The 19833-nt window shown below is 71.4% G+C and carries 19 protein-coding genes; 15 read left to right on the forward strand and 4 right to left on the reverse strand.

Going from position 1 to position 19833, the window contains the following annotated elements:
• The first annotated feature begins 193 nt into the window (after positions 1-193).
• The 8 genes from ABD369_RS23545 to ABD369_RS23580 all read left to right on the forward strand — a co-directional run bounded on the left by ABD369_RS23545 (position 194) and on the right by ABD369_RS23580 (position 9217).
• The gene (locus ABD369_RS23545; RefSeq protein WP_344638494.1) at positions 194-3409 is read left to right on the forward strand and encodes a S41 family peptidase; all 3216 of its coding nucleotides are present in this window, start codon (positions 194-196) and stop codon (positions 3407-3409) included.
• A 291-nt stretch (positions 3410-3700) separates the two neighbouring features.
• On the forward strand, positions 3701-4060 hold the full coding sequence (locus ABD369_RS23550) for a histidine triad nucleotide-binding protein (protein ID WP_344638495.1): 360 nt from the start codon (positions 3701-3703) through the stop codon (positions 4058-4060).
• Positions 4061-4064: 4 nt separating this feature from the next.
• Complete coding sequence (locus tag ABD369_RS23555; protein WP_344638496.1) at positions 4065-4982, forward strand: ribonuclease Z; 918 nt, start codon at positions 4065-4067, stop codon at positions 4980-4982.
• A 167-nt stretch (positions 4983-5149) separates the two neighbouring features.
• Entirely contained in the window at positions 5150-6265 is a 1116-nt protein-coding gene (locus tag ABD369_RS23560; protein WP_344638497.1) for a PhoH family protein, read from the forward strand.
• 14 nt (positions 6266-6279) lie between these two features.
• Entirely contained in the window at positions 6280-6774 is a 495-nt protein-coding gene (ybeY, locus tag ABD369_RS23565; RefSeq protein WP_344638498.1) for an rRNA maturation RNase YbeY, read from the forward strand.
• A gap of 13 nt (positions 6775-6787) precedes the next feature.
• Complete coding sequence (locus tag ABD369_RS23570; protein WP_344638499.1) at positions 6788-8110, forward strand: hemolysin family protein; 1323 nt, start codon at positions 6788-6790, stop codon at positions 8108-8110.
• A 243-nt stretch (positions 8111-8353) separates the two neighbouring features.
• Positions 8354-8638 (forward strand): hypothetical protein, encoded by a 285-nt coding sequence (locus tag ABD369_RS23575; RefSeq protein WP_344638500.1) that lies wholly within the window; start codon positions 8354-8356, stop codon positions 8636-8638.
• A gap of 27 nt (positions 8639-8665) precedes the next feature.
• Entirely contained in the window at positions 8666-9217 is a 552-nt protein-coding gene (locus ABD369_RS23580) for a DUF4383 domain-containing protein (protein WP_344638501.1), read from the forward strand.
• Positions 9218-9272: 55 nt separating this feature from the next.
• Here the strand turns inward: ABD369_RS23580 and ABD369_RS23585 are convergent, their stop codons facing one another.
• The gene (locus tag ABD369_RS23585) at positions 9273-10706 is read right to left on the reverse strand and encodes an MFS transporter (protein WP_344638502.1); all 1434 of its coding nucleotides are present in this window, start codon (positions 10704-10706) and stop codon (positions 9273-9275) included.
• A gap of 57 nt (positions 10707-10763) precedes the next feature.
• On the opposite strand from ABD369_RS23585, the gene ABD369_RS23590 reads away from it, so the two are divergent.
• The 5 genes from ABD369_RS23590 (at position 10764) to ABD369_RS23610 (ending at position 14309) form a co-directional block, all read left to right on the forward strand.
• Entirely contained in the window at positions 10764-11642 is an 879-nt protein-coding gene (locus ABD369_RS23590) for a helix-turn-helix transcriptional regulator (RefSeq protein ID WP_344638503.1), read from the forward strand.
• Between the two features lie 158 nt (positions 11643-11800).
• Positions 11801-12166, forward strand: a complete 366-nt coding sequence (locus ABD369_RS23595) for a cytidine/deoxycytidylate deaminase family protein (protein ID WP_344638504.1) — start codon at positions 11801-11803, stop codon at positions 12164-12166.
• Positions 12167-12280: 114 nt separating this feature from the next.
• Positions 12281-12436, forward strand: a complete 156-nt coding sequence (locus ABD369_RS23600; RefSeq protein ID WP_344638505.1) for a hypothetical protein — start codon at positions 12281-12283, stop codon at positions 12434-12436.
• A gap of 81 nt (positions 12437-12517) precedes the next feature.
• A complete protein-coding gene (era, locus tag ABD369_RS23605) occupies positions 12518-13447 on the forward strand; it encodes a GTPase Era (RefSeq protein WP_344638506.1) in 930 nt (309 codons plus the stop codon).
• Positions 13448-13655: 208 nt separating this feature from the next.
• The gene (locus tag ABD369_RS23610; protein WP_344638507.1) at positions 13656-14309 is read left to right on the forward strand and encodes a MerR family transcriptional regulator; all 654 of its coding nucleotides are present in this window, start codon (positions 13656-13658) and stop codon (positions 14307-14309) included.
• Between the two features lie 189 nt (positions 14310-14498).
• On the opposite strand, the gene ABD369_RS23615 is transcribed toward ABD369_RS23610, so the two are convergent.
• A complete protein-coding gene (locus ABD369_RS23615) occupies positions 14499-14786 on the reverse strand; it encodes a protealysin inhibitor emfourin (protein WP_344638508.1) in 288 nt (95 codons plus the stop codon).
• Positions 14787-14879: 93 nt separating this feature from the next.
• Positions 14880-15899 carry a M4 family metallopeptidase gene (locus ABD369_RS23620; protein ID WP_344638509.1) on the reverse strand — a complete coding sequence of 340 codons (1020 nt, stop codon included), beginning with the start codon at positions 15897-15899 and terminating at the stop codon, positions 14880-14882.
• A gap of 315 nt (positions 15900-16214) precedes the next feature.
• Between ABD369_RS23620 and leuA the strand changes: the two genes are divergently transcribed.
• Together leuA and ABD369_RS23630 are read left to right on the forward strand one after the other, a co-directional pair.
• The gene (gene leuA, locus ABD369_RS23625) at positions 16215-17996 is read left to right on the forward strand and encodes a 2-isopropylmalate synthase (RefSeq protein WP_344638510.1); all 1782 of its coding nucleotides are present in this window, start codon (positions 16215-16217) and stop codon (positions 17994-17996) included.
• 498 nt (positions 17997-18494) lie between these two features.
• Positions 18495-19004, forward strand: coding sequence for a TerB family tellurite resistance protein (locus ABD369_RS23630; protein ID WP_344638511.1), 510 nt, complete (start codon positions 18495-18497; stop codon positions 19002-19004).
• A gap of 34 nt (positions 19005-19038) precedes the next feature.
• Here ABD369_RS23630 and ABD369_RS23635 read toward each other — a convergent pair.
• Positions 19039-19833, reverse strand: a 795-nt coding sequence (locus ABD369_RS23635; RefSeq protein ID WP_344638512.1) for an IS630 family transposase, incomplete at its 5' end; no start/stop codon positions are given.

Raw genomic sequence — 19833 nt, forward strand, 5'->3', positions numbered from 1 at the left:
CGGCTTCACGCCGTTCACCGCGCTGACGGGCCACCGTCCGCCCCGCGAGCCAGGGCGCGGCTGAACTGCCTTGCGGTGCGTGCGCTCCCCCGCGCCCGTGGCGGTGCACCACCCGCGCCCCATGGACAACTCCCCGGCCGCCTTTGGGAGAAACCCGTCACGCGAGGTCAAGGGCGTGCGTAGGGTGGCGCCCGTGACCGATGTTCAGCACACCTCAGCCGGCGCCTATCTGCGCCATCCGCACCTGCACGGGGACCTCGTGACCTTCGTGGCCGAGGACGACATCTGGCTCGCGCCGATCGGCGGTGGTCGGGCCTGGCGGCTGACGGCCGATCAGGCACCCGTCAGCCACCCCAGGTTCTCGCCGGACGGGCGGCACATCGCCTGGACCTCGACCCGGGACGGTGCGCCCGAGATCCATGTCGCACCCGCCGCGGGCGGCCCCGCCCGCCGGCTGACCTACTGGGGCAGCGCCCAGACGATGCTGTGCGGCTGGACCGAGGACGGCCGACCGGTCGCGATCACCAGCGCGGGCCAGGCGACCTTGCGCCGCACCTGGGCGTTCGCGATCCCGCTGGACGGTGGCGAGCCCGTCCGGCTGCCGTACGGGCCGATCGGCGGGTTGGCCTTCGAACCCGGCGGCGGGCGGACGCTGCTCGCCAGCCCGACCAACCGCGAACCCGCCTGGTGGAAGCGCTACCGGGGCGGCCGGACGGGCAAGTTGTGGATCGGCGACCGGGAGTTCGTCCGGGTGCACGAGGACCTGGACGGCAACATCCACTCCCCGCTCTGGGCGGGCGGCCGGATCGCCTTCCTGTCCGACCACGAGGGCGTCGCGCAGCTGTACTCCAGCCTGCCGGACGGCAGCGGCCTGCGCCGGCACAGCGACGGCGAGTTCTACGCCCGCAACGCCGCCACCGACGGGACCAGGATCGTCTGGCACAGTGCCGGTGACGTGTGGCTCCTGGACGACCTGGGCGGCGCCGAGCCGCGTCGGCTGGAGATCGCACTGGCCGGTCCGCGCGCCGGCCGCACTCCGCATCCGACCCCGGCCGTCGGGCAGTTGGAGACCGTCGCCCCGGACCGCACCGGCCGGGCCAGCGCAGTGGTGGTGCGCGGCAGCGTGCACTGGCTGACGCACCGCCAGGGACCGTCCCGGGTGCTGGCCGAGACGCCGGGGGTGCGGGCCAGGCTGGTCCGGGTGGTACCCGTTGCGGACGGCACGCAGGGCGCGCTCTGGGTGACGGACGCCGAGGGCGACGACGCGCTGGAGCTCGCTCCCGCCGTGCTGGGCACCGAGCGCCGCCGGCTGGCCCCGGGGCAACTCGGCCGGGTCCGCGATCTGGCCGTCTCGCCGGACGGCCGGCAGGCCGCCGTCGCCTCGCACGACGGCCGGCTGCTGCTGGTCGCCCTGGCCGACGGCGGCGTGCACCAGCTGGTCCGCAGCGCTCAGGGCGAGGTCTGCGACCTGGCCTTCTCCCCGGACTCGCGCTGGCTGACCTGGTCCCAGCCGGTCCAGGACGACGGCTCGCTGCGGCAGATCATGCTGGCCGACCTGACGGACCGCACGGTCAGCGAGGCCACCCAGCCCCGCTTCATCGACTACTCGCCGGTCTTCACCCCGGACGGCAAGTACCTGGTCTTCCTCTCGGTGCGCAACTTCGACCCGGTCTACGACGCGCACATCTTCGACCTGTCCTTCCCGCACGGCACCCGTCCCTACCTGATCACGCTGGCCGCGGACACCCCGTCGCCGTTCGGCCCGCAGCGCGCCGGACGGCCGCTCGCCGGTGAGGAGGAGCCCAAGGAGGCAAAGAAGGACGGCACCGAGGAGGGCGCCGAATCCGCCCCGGTCACCCGGGTCGACCCGGAGGGCATCGCCGACCGGATCGTCCCGTTCCCGGTCGAGGGCGGCAGCTTCGGCAGTCTGCGGGCGGCCAAGGACGGCGTGCTGTGGACCAGGCAGCCGCTGCTCGGCAACCTCGGCGACAACGCCGCCTCGCCGGAGGACGACCAGCCGCGCGCGGCGCTGGAGCGCTTCGACTTCGCGAAGCTGCAGACCTCGCAGCTGGTCGCCGAGGTGGACGGCTTCGCGGTGAGCGGCGACGGCACCCGGGCCGCCGTGTTCGACCGGGGCGGTCTGCGGATCGTCCCGGCCGGCCACCGCGCCGGTGAGGACGAGGACCTGGATGTGGACCTCGACCGGGTCCGGGTCACCGTCGACCCGGCCGCCGAGTGGCGCCAGATGTTCGACGAGAACGGCCGGCTGATGCGCGACAACTTCTGGCGCGCGGACCTGGGCGGCCACGACTGGGCCGGGACGCTGGCGCGCTACCGGCCGCTGGTGGACCGCTGCGGTTCGCACGACGACCTGGTCGACCTGCTCTGGGAGACCGTGGGCGAACTGGGCACCTCGCACGCGTACGTGCTTCCGTACGAGCGGGGCGCCCAGGCCGCCCACCGGCAGGGACTGCTCGGCGCGGACCTGGTCAAGGACGGCGACCTGTGGCGGGTCGAGCGGATCCTGCCGGGCGAGTCCTCGGATCCGCGGGCCCGTTCCCCGCTGGCCGCGCCCGGTGCCGCGGTCCGGGCCGGCGACGCGGTGCTCGCCGTCAACGGCCGCCCGGTCGACCCGGTCACCGGCCCCGCCCCGCTGCTCGCCGGTACCGCCGGGCAGCCGGTCGAGCTCACCGTCGCGGGGAAGGACGGCACCGAGCGGTACCCGGTGGTCGTCCCGCTGGCCGACGAGGAGCCGCTGCGCTACCACGACTGGGTGGCCGACCGCCGGGCCGCGGTCCGCGAGCTCTCCGGAGGTCGGCTCGGCTATCTGCACATCCCCGACATGCAGAGCAACGGCTGGGCCCAGCTCCACCGGGACCTGAAGACCGAACTGGCCAAGGAGGGCGTGATCGTCGACATCCGGGAGAACCGGGGCGGCCACACCTCCCAGCTGATCATCGAGAAGCTCAACCGGAGGATCGTCGGCTGGGACCGCACCCGTGACCTCGACGAGGGCATCTCCTACCCCCGGGAGGCACCGCGCGGTCCGGTGGTGGCCCTGGCCAACGAGCTGTCCGGCTCGGACGGCGACGTGGTCAACGCGGCGATCCAGGCGCTCGGGATCGGCCCGGTGGTCGGTACCCGCACCTGGGGCGGCGTGATCGGCATCGACAGCAAGTACCGCCTGGTGGACGGCACTCTGGTGACCCAGCCCAAGTACGCGCTGTGGCTGGAGGGTTACGGCTGGGGCGTGGAGAACCACGGGGTGGACCCGGACGTCGAGGTGCCGATGCCGCCGCACGCCTGGGCCGAAGGCTCGGACCCGCAGCTCGCCGAGGGCGTCCGGATCGCGCTCGCCGCCCTCGCCGAGAAGCCGGCCGCCCGGGCCCCGGAGATCCCGGAGCTGTAGCGGAGTGCCGGCGGCGGTGTGGGGCCCGTGCCTCCCGTCCGCCGCCGGCGCGGCTCTCCTCACTCCGGGGCGGGGACCCGGAGTGGCCGGGCGCCCCGGCGAGGGCCTCCCGCGCCGGAGGGGAGCAGCAACTCACCGGCGGCGGACGGGAGATCGGCCGCCGGCGGGCCGGCCGCGCGGCTCTCCGCGCCGTGGAGGTGCTCACCTCTCGCCCCCGGGGCGGGTTCGGCTGGGCTAGGCTGCGGGCGGTAGTGATGAGCGATCAGTGAAGTCCAGCTTGAGGAGAGCGAGATGGCCGGCGAGCCGCAGTCCGACTGCCTGTTCTGCAAGATCGTGGCAGGCGAGATCCCGGCGACGGTGGTCCGGGAGACCGACCGCACCCTCGCGTTCCGGGACATCAGCCCGAAGGCTCCCACCCACATCCTGGTCATCCCCAAGGTGCACTACCCGAACGCCGCCGAACTGGCCGCCGCCGAGCCGGAGATCGCGGGTGAGCTGCTCGCCGAGGCCGGCGAGGTCGCCGCGGACGAGAAGATCGTCGAGTCCGGCTACCGGCTGATCTTCAACACCGGCGCGGGTGCGGGCCAGACCATCTTCCACGCGCACGTCCACGTCCTCGGCGGCCGGCCGATGAACGAGAACATGGTCTGAGACCGTGTCGCAGCGCGAACTCGTCGTCCTCGGCACCGCCAGCCAGGTGCCCACCCGGCACCGCAACCACAACGGCTACCTGCTCCGCTGGGACGGCGAGGGCCTGCTGTTCGACCCCGGCGAGGGCACCCAGCGGCAGATGCTGCACGCCGGGGTCTCGGCCACCCAGATCACCCGGATCGGGGTGACCCACTTCCACGGCGACCACTGCCTGGGCCTCGCCGGGGTGATCCAGCGGATCAACCTGGACAAGGTCCCGCACCCCGTGGACGCCTACTACCCGGCCGGCGGCGAGGTCTACTTCGAGCGGCTGCGGTACTCCACCGCGTACCACGAGACCGCCGAGCTGCGCCCCCGTCCGATCAGCGCGCCGGGAGTGCTTCAGGCCCCCGGCGCCCCCTTCACACTGGAGGCCAGGCGGCTCTCCCACCCGGTGGAGTCCTACGGCTACCGGCTCGTGGAGCCCGACGGCAGTCGGATGCTGCCCGAGCGGCTGGCCGCCCTCGGGCTGCGCGGTCCCGCCGTCGGTCGGCTGCAGCGCGAGGGACGGGTCGAGGTGGACGGCCGTACCGTCACCCTGGACGAGGTCAGCGAGCCGCGGCCGGGCCAGCGCTTCGCCTTCGTGATGGACACTCGGTTGTGCGACGGGGTGTACGAACTGGCCGAGGGCGCCGACCTGCTGGTGATCGAGGCGACCTTCCTGGAGGGCGACACCCGGCTCGCCTCGGAACACGGCCACCTCACCGCCGTCCAGGCCGCCCAGGTCGCGGCCGCCTCCGGGGTCCGGACCCTGGTCCTGACCCACTTCTCCCAGCGCTACCCGGACCTGGACGGCCACCTCGCCGAGGCCCGCGCGCACTTCGACGGGGAACTGGTCCTCGCCGAGGATCTGGCCCGGGTACCGGTGCCACCGCGCCGATGATCCGAAAAGCAGTCGCATCACGGGGCGATCTGCCCCAGCATCGAATGCGCCGCCCCGGGTGCCACGCCGCCACGGCGAACATCTGCGCGGCGTACCCTGGTGACCCGGAGAGCCCCAGCGGCCCCACGAGACGACGGATGGGATGAGGCAGGCCACAGCGCCGACCCATGAGTGAGACTTCGCAGACCCCCACCAACGGACAGCAGCGCGTCGACGCGGCGAGCGCCCGGATCGTGATTCCCGAGCGGCACCCGATGGTCACCCTGCTCGGTACTGCCGACTCCCTCCTGCGGGTGATCGAGCAGGGCTTCCCCGCCGCCGACATCCATGTGCGCGGCAACGAGGTGACCGCGACCGGCGACCGCCGTGAGGTCGCCCTGGTCAAGCAGTTGTTCAACGAGATGATGCTGGTGCTGCGCACCGGCCAACCCCTGACGGAGGACGCCGTGGAGCGCTCCATCGCCATGCTCAGGAGCGCCGCCGAGGACCCGGGCCACCCGGCCCCGTCCGAGGTCTTCACGACGAACATCCTGTCCAACCGGGGCCGCACCATCCGCCCCAAGACCCTCAACCAGCAGCGCTACGTCGACGCGATCGACAAGCACACCATCGTCTTCGGCCTCGGCCCCGCCGGCACCGGAAAGACCTACCTGGCCATGGCCAAGGCCGTGCAGGCGCTGCAGGCCAAGGAGGTCAACCGGATCATCCTGACCCGTCCGGCGGTGGAGGCGGGCGAGCGGCTGGGCTTCCTGCCCGGCACGCTCTTCGAGAAGATCGACCCGTACCTGCGCCCGCTCTACGACGCCCTGCACGACATGATGGACCCCGACGCCATCCCGCGCCTGATGGCCGCGGGGACCATCGAGGTCGCACCGCTCGCCTACATGCGCGGCCGCACCCTCAACGACGCCTTCATCATCCTGGACGAGGCCCAGAACACCTCGCCCGAGCAGATGAAGATGTTCCTCACCAGGCTGGGCTTCAACTCCCGGGTCGTGGTCACCGGGGACACCACCCAGATCGACCTCCCGGGCGGCACCCGCAGCGGCCTCAAAATCGTCCAGGAGATCCTGGCGGATGTCCCCGACATCCACTTCTCCGTGCTCACCAGCACCGACGTGGTCCGCCACAAGCTGGTCAGCCGGATCGTGGACGCCTACGAGCGCTGGGACGCCGAGCAGGAGGCCGAGGCCGGACGCGTGCCCCGCAAGCCCGTCCAGCGGCGTACCGGCAAGACCGGTGCGGCCCGCGCACCCCGACAGTCCCATCGCACCGAAAGCTGAGTACCAACCCCTCCATGTCGATCGACATCGCCAACGAGTCCGGCTGGGACGTCGATGAGGAGTCCATCCTCGACGTCGCCCGATTCGCCCTCGACAAGATGCGGATCCACCCGCAGGCCGAACTGTCCGTGATCCTGGTGGACGGCGCCGCCATGGAGGAGCTGCACATCCAGTGGATGGACCTGCCGGGCCCCACCGATGTGATGTCCTTCCCGATGGACGAGCTGCGCCCCGGCAAGGAGGGCGAGGAACTGCCGCAGGGCCTGCTCGGTGACATCGTGCTCTGCCCCGAGGTCGCCGAGAAGCAGGGCCAGGCGGCCCCCTCCAAGCACTCCATGGACGAGGAGCTCCAGCTGCTCACCGTCCACGGGGTGCTGCACGTGCTCGGCTACGACCATGAGGAGCCGGACGAGGAGCGCGAGATGTTCGCGCTGCAGAAGCGGATCCTGGACGACTGGCGGTCCGGCCGCGGTCTCTCGGGGATCTCCCCGGCGCCGACCACCCACTGAGGGCCGGCCCCCTGTGAGTGGTGAGAGTACGAGCTTCCTGATCGGTGCGCTGGCACTGGTCGTCCTCGGCTGGCTGGCCGCCTGCGCCGAGGCCGGGATCTCCCGGATCTCCCGGTTCCGCGCCGAGGAGGCCGTCCGGGCCGGGCGGCGCGGCGCGGGCCGGCTGCTGACCCTGGCCAAGGACCCGATCCGCTACCTCAACCTGGCCACCCTGATCCGGGTGGCCAGCGAGATGGCGGCGGCGGTCCTGGTCACCGTGGTCTGCGTACGGAACCTGCAGCAGACCTGGCAGGCGGTGCTGCTGGCGTTCGGCGTGATGGTGCTGGTCTCCTTCGTGGCGGTCGGCGTCTCGCCGCGCACCATCGGCCGCCAGCATCCGCTGACCACCGCCACCGCCTCGTCCTTCGTGCTGCTTCCGCTGGCCAGGATCCTCGGCCCGATCCCCCGGCTGCTGATCCTGCTCGGCAACGCGCTGACCCCCGGGAAGGGCTACAAGGAGGGCCCGTTCGCCTCCGAGGCCGAGCTGCGCGCCCTGGTCGACCTGGCCGAGAAGGACGACCTGATCGAGGACGAGGAGCGCCGGATGGTGCACTCGGTCTTCGAACTGGGCGACACCATCGTCCGCGAGGTGATGGTGCCGCGCACCGACCTGGTGATGATCGAGCGCCACAAGACGGTCCGTCAGGCGCTCACCCTGGCCCTGCGCTCGGGTTTCTCCCGGATCCCGGTGGTCGGCGACAACGAGGACGACGTGGTCGGCATCGTCTACCTCAAGGACCTGGTCCGGCGCACTCACATCAACCGGGATGCGGAGTCCGAGCCGGTCGGCAGCGCGCTGCGCCCGGCCGTCTTCGTACCCGACTCCAAGCCGGCCGGTGACCTGCTGCGGGAGATGCAGCAGATGCGCTCGCACGTGGCGATCGTGATCGACGAGTACGGCGGCACGGCCGGCCTGGTCACCATCGAGGACATCCTGGAGGAGATCGTCGGCGAGATCACCGACGAGTACGACCGGGAGATCGCGCCGGTCGAGGACCTCGGCGACGGCACCTACCGGATCACTGCGCGGCTGCTGGTCGAGGACCTCGGGGAGTTGTTCGGGATAGTGCTGGAGGACGAGGACGTCGAGACGGTCGGCGGGCTGCTGGCCAAGCACCTCGGGCGGGTGCCGATTCCCGGCTCCTCCTGCCAGGTGCCGGTGCCCGAGGAGGCGTCCGGTGACCTGGCGGCGATCCGGCTCACCGCCGAGAGCGCGGCGGGGCGCCGCAACCAGATCGGGACGGTGGTCGCCGCACCGGTGCGGCCGGAGGAGATCGGCGACGCCGGAACCGAGTGACCCCCTCGCTCGGGTGCCTGACCAGGGGCGCGGAGGCTGTGCGACCGGCCCGCGGCGGGGGCTGCTCGCGCGGTTCCCGCGCCCCTGAGAGGTACCGGCCCCGCGTCCTTGAACCGCTCGCCGGTCGGGCCGGGGGGCCGGCCGGGGGGCCTGGAAGGCACGCTTCCCGCGCCCTCGCAACCCCGCGGCCGGTGCGGGACGCACGAGTTGCCGTGGCGGGGGATGGCTCCGACCATGTGAGGCATGACGCACCAACTGCGCGCGGAGTACGGCCCCGGTGGCCGGTCCGGCGGTATCCGGATGTGGCACGTGGTACGGACGCCGGGTGCCACCGAGGCTCTGTGCGGTCGTGAGATGGACCCTGACTCCGAGACCAGGCCGGAGGAGGACTGGGGGACCGGGCTTCGCTGCTGTCAGCAGTGCGGTTCGCTCTACCTGCACGAGGTCCCGTTCCACCCGGCCGACTGGGAGCGCTCGCCCGGCCCGGGCAGGGAACCGGCCCGGGGACAGGGCACCGGCCAGGAGTAGCGTGGAGTCGGTCTGGTGGAGGTCACCATGAAACTGCAAGACGAACTGCCCGTCGACCACCGGATGGCGCTGGTCTACCGGATCGGCGCGGGACTCGGCGGAGTGTTCCTGCTGATCTTCGGCATCCTGGGGTTGCTGGACCACCCGGGCTTCCTGTCCACCCACGGTCCCCGGATCGCCGGTCTGTCGACCGACGGGGCGCTGAGCATCCTGTCCGTGATCGTGGGTCTGGTGCTGGTCGCCGGAGCCGCGGTCGGCGGGATCGTCGCCTCCAACCTCAACATGATCGTCGGCGTGTTGTTCGTGCTGTCGGGCTTCTACGGGCTGACCGTGCTCGGCCGCCCGGACGCCAACATCCTGAACTTCCAGCTCGCCAACGTCCTGTTCGCCTTCATCTTCGGGTTCGTGGTGCTGACCTTCGGCATGTACGGCAGGGTGAGCAGCCATCTGCCGCAGGACAACCCGTACTGGAAGAAGCGCAGGGCACTCGAGAAGGCGCGGGAGGAGCCCCGGCCGACCGGGCCGTCGGCCCTGGTCAAGGTGCTGAACGCCGGGCCGCCCAAACCGATCGGTCACTGAGCAGAACGACGGTGGCCCGCGGGGGAGTCCCCCCGCGGGCCATCGTCGTGTGCGGTCATGCCCGGCGGCGCAGGCCGAGCCAGACCAGCAGGGCGATTGCGGCGACCGCGGCCGCGTCCACGCCCAGGCCCAGCCGGACGCCGCCCAGGGTGGCGGTGGCGAAGCCGTCCCCGGCCGCCCGCAGGGCCTCGCTGCGGGACGCGGCGATCGCGCTGAGCACCGGGATGCCGACGGTGATGCCGACCTGCTGGGTACTGGTGACCAGGCCGGTGGCCAGACCCTGCTCCTCGTCGGCCAGGCCCGAGGTGGCGGTGATGCTGTACGCGACGATCGCGAACAGGTGGCCGAAGCAGGCGACGGAGCCGGCCACCACGACCAGCCAGGTGCCCGCGCTGCCGGTGCCCACCGCCAGCAGCGCGGCGGTGAAGACGGCCTGCACCGCGAGGCCGAGCACCAGGGTGCGGTGCGCGCCGAGGCGTCCGACCAGCTTCGGGGCGAGCATGCCGCCGCCGGCCGCCGCCAGACCCATCACACCGAAGACCAGACCGGAGGCGCCCGGGCTGAGGTCCAGCACCTGCTGGAGGTAGAGGGTGGAGAGGAAGACGACCGAGCTCATCATCGAGAAGGTCACCAGGCCACCGGCGTTGCCCCAGGCGACGGTGGGCCGGCGCAGCATCCGCAGTGAGACCAGCGGCTCGGCCGACCGGGACTCGACCACCACGAAGGCGGCCAGCAGCACCACGCCGACGACCAGGCCGGCGAGCACGTCCGCCGCGCCGAAGCCGCTGTCCGCGGCGGTGGAGAGCGCGTAGATCAGCGCCAGCAGTCCGCCGGTGATGGTCACCGCGCCGGGCAGGTCCAGCCTGGGCCGCTCGGGCAGCCGGCTCTCCGTGAGCAGTCCCGGGGCGGAGAGCAGGACGCCGAGGCCCATCACCACGTTCAGTGCCATGGTGGAGCGCCAGCCGAGGCTCTGCGTCAGCACTCCGCCGAGCAGCATCCCGGTGGTGAAGCCGAGCGAGAGCAGCAGCCCGGAGACGCCCAGTGCACGGTCGCGTTCGGAGCCCTCGCGGAAGGTGGTGGTCAGCAGCGACATGCCGGACGGGACGATCGCCGCCGCCGCCAGGCCCTGCAGTGCCCGGCCGGCCAGGAAGGACGCCGGGTCCCAGGCCAGGGTGGCCAGCAGCGAGGCGGCGGTGAACAGGGTGAGTCCCGCCAGGAAGAGCCGGCGGCGCCCGTACAGGTCGGCGATCCGGCCGAAGAGCAGGAGGAACCCGCCGGACGGCAGGGCGAAGGCGGTGACACCCCACTGGAGGTCCGCCTGTCCGAGCCCGAGGTCGGTGCCGATCGCGGGCAGTGCCACGTTGAGGATCGAGAAGTCCAGGGCGACGGCGAACTGGGCCGCGCAGAGCAGGAACAGGATCAGCCCGGCCCGCCGGGTGAGCCGTGGTGCCGGCGCCGCCTCGGGCGCCACAAGGGTTTCGGTTGCCATGCGCCCATCCTTCGATCGGTCAGCACGGTTTGGAGAGTGGGTACTTATCCTGGTGGCATGACCACCAGCCAGGCAGCGATGTCCGACCCGGACGTGCAACGGCGGCGCGATCTGCGCGAGTTCCTGATGAGCCGCCGGGCCAGGGTGAGCCCGGTCGAGGCCGGACTGCCCGACGGTGGTGCCCGGCGCCGTACGCCCGGACTGCGCCGGGAGGAGGTGGCGGTGCTCGCCGGGGTCGGCGTCAGCTGGTACCAGTGGCTGGAGCAGGGGCGTGACATCACGGTCTCCCCGCAGGTGCTGGACTCCGTCTCCCGGGTGTTGAAGCTGGGCGAGACGGAGCGGCGGCACCTCTACGTACTGGCCGGGCTCAACCCGCCGCTGCCGACGCTACGTGCCGCGCCTGTCACGGACGGGCTGCGCCGGCTGATCGACGCCTGGATGCCCTTCCCGGCGCACATCCTGGACCCGTACTGGAACGTCATCACCTTCAACGAGGCCGCCGGGCTGGTCTTCGGGTACGCAGACCATCATGTGAACTGCCTGGTCAACTGCTTCACCAACCCGATCTACAGCGAGCGCGACACCACCTGGAGGGTCAACGCCGAGCACGTGGTCGCGCAGTTCCGGGTGGCTGCATCGGGGCGGCCCGGGGATCCGCTGTTCCAGGCGATCGTGGACGAACTGGCCGAGGTCAGCCCCGAGTTCGCGGAGATCTGGGCCAGGAACGACGTCAAGGCGGGCGGGATGCTGTACAAGCAGATCGCCCATCCCGTGGCCGGGCTGCTCAACTTCGAGTCCACCCAGCTGCGGGTGCCCGAACGGCCTGATCTGACCATCGTGTTGCACAACCCGGAACTGGACACCGACACGGCGGCGAAACTGGAGTGGCTGGTCACTCCCGAAGGCCGCCGCGGGATGATGCGGCCGGCCGGATAGCGGCGGCATGTGACGGTCCGTTGGGTCCGAGTGATCGGCTCCCCTTGGTGAGATGCGGAAGGCCCCGCAGGTGCTGGGCCCCGAGCCGGCGTGGCGAGGCGCGATTTTGGCCGAGTGGGCGGGCGTCGGGGCGGTCCGCCGGCGAGGGTGGGGCGCCTATGCTCAGCGGCATGAGTGAGCTGATCGAGCTGGACCCCGAGGACAAGAAGATCATCACGCTGGCCCGCTCCGCGCGGGCCCGCAACGGCGTGGCGGAGGGGGCCGCCGTGCGCGACGAGACCGGCCGTACATACGTGGCCGGGACGGTTGGTCTGGAGTCGCTGCGGCTGAGCGCCCTGCAGGCGGCGGTCGCGATGGCGGTGGCCAGCGGGGCGAAGGGCCTGGAGGCCGCCGCTGTGGTCTCCGAGGCCGCCGAGCCGACCGAGGCCGATCTGGCCGCGGTGCGCGACCTGGGCGGCGCCGGGACGCCGGTCCTGCTGGCGGGGCCGGACGGTGTGCTGAAGTCCGCCACCGAGGCGCGCTGAGGTCGCGCCGAGACCGCAGTCCACCGTTGTGCGGGTACCCCCGGAGGTATGGGGGTGCCCGCACTTCCCCCGTACCGGGCGCGGGTAGGGTGGCAGCGATCGAGGGGGTGTGCGATGGGGGCACTGGCGTTCTTCGCCGGGCTGCTGCTCACTGTGATGGGCATGGGCCGTTGGAAGGAGACCGGTTCGCCGTACTGGCTGGCCGGCTCGATCGCGCTCTTCGTGCTGACCGTGGTCGGCGCGCTCACCGGGGGGCGCAAGTCCCGCTGAGGCCGCCTTGTGCGGCCGCGTCCGGACGCGGTCCGGACGCGGTGTCCGAGCACGCTCGGGCGATCAGGGAGAATGGTGCGCATGAGTGCCCCTTCATCCCCGTACCGCTCCGGGTTCGCGTGCTTCGTCGGCCGTCCGAACGCGGGCAAGTCGACCCTGACCAACGCGCTGGTCGGGACGAAGGTCGCGATCACCTCCGACCGTCCGCAGACCACCCGGCACACGGTGCGCGGCATCGTGCACCGCCCGGACGCCCAACTCGTCCTGGTCGACACCCCTGGTCTGCACAAGCCCCGCACGCTGCTCGGTGAGCGACTCAACGACCTGGTGCGCACCACCTGGGCCGAGGTCGACGTGATCGGCTTCTGCCTGCCCGCCGACCAGAAGATCGGCCCTGGCGACAAGTTCATCGCCAAGGAGCTCGCCGAGATCAAGAAGACCCCCAAGGTCGCCATCGTCACCAAGACCGACCTGATCGACTCCAAGCGCCTGGCAGAGCAGCTGCTCGCCGTCCAGCAGCTCGGGGTCGAGCTGGGCATCGAGTGGGCGGAGATCATCCCGGTCTCCGCGGTCGGCGACAAGCAGGTCGAGCTGGTCGGCGAGCTGATCACCAGGCTGCTCCCCGAGGGCCAGCCGCTCTACCCGGACGGCGACCTCACCGACGAGCCCGAGCAGATCATGGTCGCCGAACTGATCCGTGAGGCCGCCCTGGAGGGTGTCCGGGACGAGCTGCCGCACTCGCTCGCCGTGGTGGTCGAGGAGATGCTCCCGCGCGAGGGCCGCCCGGCGGACCGCCCGCTGCTGGACATCCACGCCAACGTCTACATCGAGCGCCAGAGTCAGAAGGCCATCGTGATCGGCGCCAAGGGCTCCCGCCTGAAGCACGTCGGCACCACCGCCCGCAAGCACATCGAGGCCCTCCTCGGCACCCCGGTCTACCTCGACCTGCACGTCAAGGTGGCCAAGGACTGGCAGCGCGACCCGAAGCAGCTGCGCAAGCTCGGCTTCTGAGCCGCCACCCGGACCGTCCCAGGGCCACCCGAGGCACCGCCTCGGGTGGCCCTCACGGCTTGTACGCGCCCAGCGGGTGCCTCAGTGCGGCCGGCGCCGCAAGTATGGAGACGTATGCTATCCATATTGTCCCGGATGTGCGGCTGGGTGCGGGTGGGGCGGTCCCGGTGGTGGAGTGGTCAGGGCCGGTCGGGGTGGGTTGGCCGGGATGGGAGAGGCGATGCGGATCGGCGAGCTGAGCAGTCGTACCGGCGTGCCGGTGCCCACGATCAAGTACTACCTGCGCGAGGGGCTGCTCCCGTCCGGTGAGCGGACCAGTCCCAACCAGGCCCAGTACGGCGACGGGCATGTGCGGCGGCTGAAGCTGGTGCGGGCCATGCTCGAGGTCGGGAAGCTCTCCATCGCGGCCACCCGTGAGGTGCTGAACGCGATCGACGCTCCCGGCGGCACCCTGCACGGGACGCTCGGAGCCGCCCAGTCCGCAGTCACGGCCGAGCCGTCGGCGGGTGGGGACGAGGACGGGGCGCGGCAGGAGGCCGACCGGCTGGTGGCAGTGCTGGCCGAGCGCCGGGGCTGGCGGGTGAAGCCGGGCGGCGCGGCACGGCAGGCGCTGATCCAGGTCGTGGCGGCCTACCAGCGGCTCGGCCAGGAGGACCTGCTCGGCATCCTCGACGAGTACGCGGTCGCGGCGGAACGCCTCGCCGCTGCCGAGATCGCCGTGATCGCGGGCCGGTCCGAGCTGGACGGCCAGGTCGAGGGAGTCGTGATCGGTTTGGTGCTCGGCGACGCCCTGATGGCCGCCATGCGGAGGCTGGCTCAGGAGGACGTCTCCCGGCGGGCTGTCGGCGAGAGGGCCAACTGAGTCGTCACAGTGTCAGCGGCCGTGTGGTGCGGGTGATTTGAACCCCATGTCATATGCGGTCGTCGATGCGTTGCTTCCCTTGGCTCCGCGCCTTCGAGGGCGCGTGGCCGCTCGGGCGCGCCGATCTCCCGTGCGGTGCGCGGCTATTCACGCACACGGTTGATCGGGAGGATCGCCGCGCCGTCGGGCTCACTTGGCGAGGCCTGGTTGCGGGACGCCCTCGCGGAGGACCAGGGAGACCAGTTCGTGCTGGGCGTCGGTCAGTTTGGGGTCGGCACAGTAGACCGTCCGGCCGTCGACGGTGATCTCGTAGCGGAAGCCGTCCGGCACGCCGCACGAAGGGGTACGCAGGCCGCCCGCCACCGCTTCGCGGGCGAGGGCGTGCACGTGCGGCGCGTCGGGTCGGTCGGCGGTGTCCAACGCCGCGCGCTGGGTTCGGCCTGCCAGGCCGCCGGTCCTGGTCACCTGGATACGCATGGTGGTAAGTCTGCTACGCACCGGTGGGGCGTGCTGACTTTTCGCCCAGGTCGGCATCGGCTGGTCGACGAACCAGCCCGCGGAGTGGTCGGTTCAGGTGGTGCTGATCCCGACCTGGGACCAGGCGGCGGTCACCGCGTCCGCCACCGACTGGTCCTGGTACCGGGACTTGGCGGCGGCCACGGTGGCCCTGGCGAAGGCGGCGAAGTCGGCGTCGTGGGTGAGTCGCCCACCCGTGAGGGTGTCGTACCAGATCCGGCCGGCCCGCTCCCAGGCGTTGCCGCCGAGCGCGGCGGCAAGCAGGTAGAAGGCGTGGTTGGGTATGCCGGAGTTGATGTGCACCCCACCCTGGTCGTCGGCGGTGTCGACGTAGTCGTTCAGGTGGGCGGGCTGCGGGTCCTTGCCGAGCCTGGGGTCGTCGTAGGCGGTGCCGGGTGCCTTCATCGAGCGCAGCGCGACGCCCTGGACGCCCGGGGCGAGCAGTCCGGCGCCGATCAGCCAGTCGGCCTCGGCGGCGCTCTGGCGCAGGGCGTACTGCTTGACCAGCGAGCCGAACACGTCCGAGACGGACTCGTTGAGCGCCCCGGGCTGGTCGTGGTAGTCGAGACCGGCGGTGTACTGCGTGACGCCGTGGGTGAGTTCGTGGCCGATCACGTCCACGGCGGCGGTGAAGTCGGTGAAGACGATGTCGTCACCGTCGCCGAAGACCATCTGGGAGCCGTCCCAGAAGGCGTTGTCGTAGTTCTGTCCGTAGTGGACCGTGGCGTTCAATGGCAGCCAGTCGCCGTCGATGGAGTTCCTGGTGTACACGGTCTCGTAGAGCGCGAAGGTGGCGCCGAGGCCGTCGTACGCGCGGTTGACCGAGCCGTCCGCGACCGCGGCCTGGCCCTCACGGCGGATGGTCCGCCCGGGGGCCCGCTCGGCGTGGGCGGCGTCGCCGATGGTGCGGGTGAGGTGGTGGGCCGGGGGCGGGGGAGCGATGGCCTGGAGTCTGGCGGTGCGGTGGGTCAGGTCGAGTGCCAGCGAGCGCTGCGCGGGCTCGTGGCCCTGTTCGGCGAGTCGGTCGAGGACGTACGGCGGGATGATCGTGCAGTAGTGGGGTACTGAGGTCATGTCGCCAAGAGTGAGGCATCGATGACTGGTTGTCACGGGGGTTGGCGGCCGGTAATCCGTCTCAAGGGGTGGAATGGTGGTGGAGTTCACTGCCCCGCGCCGGTGACCTGGGTTACCCTCGGACACATCATGCGTCACGGGCTGCTTCTCCTTAGCTGCCGCGGCGAGGGCCTGTAGTCCCCGAAGGCCGGCCCCCTCGCCGCGGGGAGTTGTGTTGCGCGCGATCAACGTCGATGCGGCGCGCCAGTCGGCCCAGCCGGGTGTTCACTGCCCCGGCCAGCCCGCAATCGATCAGGGAAGCTGAGACTCTCCTCCATGACTGAGCAGTCCGCCATCGCTCGCGCGTTCAACGACCGCCCCACCCCGATCACCGCCGCCACCGTGCAGCAGAAGCCCTCCGGCATGCCGTTCCACCGCTACCTGCCGTTCGGCACCGTGGACCTGCCGGACCGCACCTGGCCGAACCAGGCCATCGCCAAGGCTCCGCGCTGGCTCTCCACCGACCTGCGGGACGGCAACCAGGCGCTGATCGACCCCATGTCGCCGGCTCGCAAGCGCAAGATGTTCGACCTGCTGGTGAAGCTGGGCTACAAGGAGATCGAGGTCGGCTTCCCGTCCTCCGGGGCCACCGACTACGACTTCGTCCGCTCGCTGATCGAGGAGCGGGCGATCCCCGAGGACGTCACCATCTCGGTGCTGACCCAGGCCCGCGAGGACCTGATCGAGCGCACCGTGGAGTCCCTGATCGGGGCCCCGCGCGCCACCGTCCACCTTTACAACGCGACCTCGCCGCTGTTCCGCCGGGTGGTCTTCAAGGGCAGCCGGGAGGACATCAAGGGCATCGCGGTGGACGGCACCCGGCTGGTGATGGAGTACGCCGAGAAGCTGCTGGGCGAGAACACCGTCTTCGGCTACGAGTACTCGCCGGAGATCTTCATCGACACCGAGCTGGACTTCGCACTGGAGGTCTGCGAGGCGGTGATGGACGTCTGGCAGCCGGGGGAGGGTCGCGAGATCATCCTCAACCTGCCGACCACGGTGGAGCGTTCCACTCCGAACGTCTACGCCGACAAGATCGAGTGGATGTCGCGCAACCTCTCCCGCCGCGAGTTCGTCTGCCTGTCCTCGCATCCGCACAACGACCGCGGCACCGGCGTCGCCTCGGCCGAGCTGGCCATCATGGCCGGTGCCGACCGGGTCGAGGGCTGCCTGTTCGGCCAGGGCGAGCGGACCGGCAACCTGGACCTGGTCAACGTCGGGATGAACCTGTTCTCGCAGGGCGTCGATCCGATGATCGACTTCTCGGACATCGACGAGATCCGCCGCACCTACGAGTACTGCAACCAGATGGTCGTGCCGGAGCGCCACCCGTACGCCGGTGACCTGGTCTACACCTCGTTCTCCGGCTCGCACCAGGACGCCATCAAGAAGGGCTTCGACGCCCTGGAGGCCGACGCCGAGGCGGCCGGGGTCCCGGTGGGCGAGTACACCTGGGGCGTCCCGTACCTGCCGATCGACCCGAAGGACGTCGGCCGCTCCTACGAGGCGGTCATCCGGGTCAACAGCCAGTCCGGCAAGGGCGGTATCGCGTACGTCCTGAAGAACGACCACAAGCTGGACCTGCCGCGCCGGATGCAGATCGAGTTCTCGAAGATCATCCAGGCCAAGACGGACGCCGAGGGCGGCGAGGTCACCCCGGCCGACATCTGGGCGGTCTTCCAGGACGAGTACCTGCCCACCCCGGCCAACCCGTGGGGTCGGATCGCGCTGAGCGGCTCGCGCAGCCTGACCACCGAGGACGGCCGGGACGTGCTGTCCGCCGAGGCCGTGGTGGACGGGCGGCCCGTCACCCTGTCCGGCACCGGCAACGGCCCGGTCTCGGCCTTCGTCAACGCGCTGGCCGAAATCGGCGTGGACGTACGGGTGCTGGACTACGCCGAGCACGCGCTGAGCGAGGGTGGTGACGCCCAGGCCGCCGCGTACGTCGAGTGCGCGGTGGACGGCCAGGTGCTGTGGGGCGTCGGCATCGACGGCAACACCGTGCTGGCCTCGCTGAAGGCAGTGATCAGCGCCGTCAACCGGGCCCAGCGCGGCTAGTCCGCGACAGCCTGCTGCCTGCTGCCGACTCCGGCCAGTCCGTACGACCGTACGCCGGCGGCCGATCGGCTGGGTCCGTAAGGCCGGTTGGCGGCGGTCGGCACACGGGGCCGACTCCGCGCGGGGGGTCGCCGGATTCCGGGTGAGGTCACCGGAAAGGGTGGCCCCCGCTTGCAATGTGTTCCACGCCACACCTTTACCCGTTCGGGGTGCTGACACATCCCGGTAACCATGGCAGCATCTACCCACCGGAACCGAGGTCGGTGGGACGGCTCCCGGCGTCCGGTCGCGTGACCTGCCCATCGATGCGCAGGCCGCCTGCCATGTCTGGGGAGTGGCGCCGTGACAGGGTTGTGGGGTGTTCGCCCTCGCTGGCGGACGGACGTTCTCGGTGATTTCTTCTGCCCCGGCTGTGGTGGGGACCGCAACTACCGCCGCCAGTACGGCCGTCGATGGCTGCGACTGTTCGGCACTCCGGTGCTGCCGGTAGGACCCGTCGTGGGCAGCGTCCAGTGCACCAGCTGCCACGGCCGGTACGGCGTCGAGACCTTGGAGCAGGTCACCTGCGTCCGGCTCGCCTCGATGCTCCGCGACGCCCAGTACACGGTGAGCCTGGCGGTCCTCGCCGCCGGCGGTACCGGCGGCCGGGCCGCCCGGGAGGCCGCCTGCGCCACCATCCGCGAGGCCGGCTTCGAGGACTGCGGCGAAGCCCAGATCCTGGCCGCGCTGGCCGCACTCACCGGCTCCAGCGGGGAGGGACCGCTCGACCTGGAGGGCCACGGCAGCGGCCTCACCATCGAACTGCACGCCGCGCTGGAGCCGTTGGCCCCGTACCTGGCCCAGCAGGGCCGCGAGCGCCTGGTCCTGCAGGGCGCCTCGATCGCGCTGGCGGACGGGCGGTACCTGCCGCAGGAGCGCGCAGCGCTGGCCGCCGTCGGCCGCTGCCTCAAGCTCGGCGCGGGACGGGTCGGCGAGCTGCTGCAGGCCGCGGCGGGCGCACCGCACTAGTGCCGTGACCGCATAGGTTCGCCGGGTTGCTTGATCAGGCGGCGAGGGCGGGTCTGCCGCCCCAGCGGATTCCTTTCTCGCTGCGGATGCGGGCGCGTTCGCGGCGTTGGGCGGCCAGAACGTCAGGGTGGCGGGCGTTGGTGTTGCGCCACCGCAGGTAAGCGTGCAGTGCGCGGGTCTGGACCGTGTGGTTCGGGTGGTTCGAGTTCGCCAGCGTGAACTGCCGCAGCGGTCCGAAGTGCGCCTCGATCGGGTTCGCCCAGGAGGCGTTCGTCGGGGTGAAGCACAGGTGGACGTTGTTGTTCTTCGCCCAGCGGAGGACCTTCTTGCCGTTGTGGGCGGAGAGGTTGTCCAGGATCACGTAGACCGGGGCGCCGTCCGGGCGGGCGGCCCGGATTGACCTGAGTGCGGCCAGGGTGTTCGCGGTGCCCTTGCGGCGGTGGTTGACGCCCCACAGGGTGTCGTCGCCGATCGAGTAGCAGCCGTGGAAGTACGTGACCCCGTGGGTGCGCGTGTAGGTCGCCGGGTGCCGGTCGGGCCGGCCCTGCTGGGCCCAGCAGGTGCCGGCAGTGGGGCGGATGCCGAGGGGGCCGAACTCGTCGAACGCGAAGGTGCGGTCGGGGAAGTGTTCCAGGACGTGTTCGATCCGGTCGAGCTTGGCGTCGTAGTCGGGGTCGGTGGACTCCTTCCAGGTTTTGGTGCGCTGGAAGGTGACGCCGCGTCGGGTGAGCAGGCAGCGCAGGGCCTCGCGGCCGATGCGGATCACCCGGCCGTGGACCTTGCGCAGGTAGGCGAGCAGTTTGCGGATCGACCAGCGGGTGAAGGGCTG

This window comes from Kitasatospora cystarginea, from assembly GCF_039533515.1.
Taxonomy (GTDB): domain Bacteria; phylum Actinomycetota; class Actinomycetes; order Streptomycetales; family Streptomycetaceae; genus Kitasatospora; species Kitasatospora cystarginea.

What these genes read in the sequence shown, in the direction of transcription:
- ABD369_RS23585 (WP_344638502.1), bottom strand. Translation starts at nt 10,706, where the DNA reads ATGGCAACCGAAACCCTTGTGGCGCCCGAGGCGGCGCCGGCACCACGG.
- ABD369_RS23580 (WP_344638501.1), top strand. Translation starts at nt 8,666, where the DNA reads ATGAAACTGCAAGACGAACTGCCCGTCGACCACCGGATGGCGCTGGTC.
- ybeY (WP_344638498.1), top strand. Translation starts at nt 6,280, where the DNA reads ATGTCGATCGACATCGCCAACGAGTCCGGCTGGGACGTCGATGAGGAG.
- leuA (WP_344638510.1), top strand. Translation starts at nt 16,215, where the DNA reads ATGACTGAGCAGTCCGCCATCGCTCGCGCGTTCAACGACCGCCCCACC.
- ABD369_RS23590 (WP_344638503.1), top strand. Translation starts at nt 10,764, where the DNA reads ATGACCACCAGCCAGGCAGCGATGTCCGACCCGGACGTGCAACGGCGG.
- ABD369_RS23615 (WP_344638508.1), bottom strand. Translation starts at nt 14,786, where the DNA reads ATGCGTATCCAGGTGACCAGGACCGGCGGCCTGGCAGGCCGAACCCAG.
- ABD369_RS23560 (WP_344638497.1), top strand. Translation starts at nt 5,150, where the DNA reads ATGAGTGAGACTTCGCAGACCCCCACCAACGGACAGCAGCGCGTCGAC.
- ABD369_RS23595 (WP_344638504.1), top strand. Translation starts at nt 11,801, where the DNA reads ATGCTCAGCGGCATGAGTGAGCTGATCGAGCTGGACCCCGAGGACAAG.
- ABD369_RS23600 (WP_344638505.1), top strand. Translation starts at nt 12,281, where the DNA reads ATGGGGGCACTGGCGTTCTTCGCCGGGCTGCTGCTCACTGTGATGGGC.
- ABD369_RS23620 (WP_344638509.1), bottom strand. Translation starts at nt 15,899, where the DNA reads ATGACCTCAGTACCCCACTACTGCACGATCATCCCGCCGTACGTCCTC.
- ABD369_RS23610 (WP_344638507.1), top strand. Translation starts at nt 13,656, where the DNA reads ATGGGAGAGGCGATGCGGATCGGCGAGCTGAGCAGTCGTACCGGCGTG.
- era (WP_344638506.1), top strand. Translation starts at nt 12,518, where the DNA reads ATGAGTGCCCCTTCATCCCCGTACCGCTCCGGGTTCGCGTGCTTCGTC.
- ABD369_RS23550 (WP_344638495.1), top strand. Translation starts at nt 3,701, where the DNA reads ATGGCCGGCGAGCCGCAGTCCGACTGCCTGTTCTGCAAGATCGTGGCA.
- ABD369_RS23575 (WP_344638500.1), top strand. Translation starts at nt 8,354, where the DNA reads ATGACGCACCAACTGCGCGCGGAGTACGGCCCCGGTGGCCGGTCCGGC.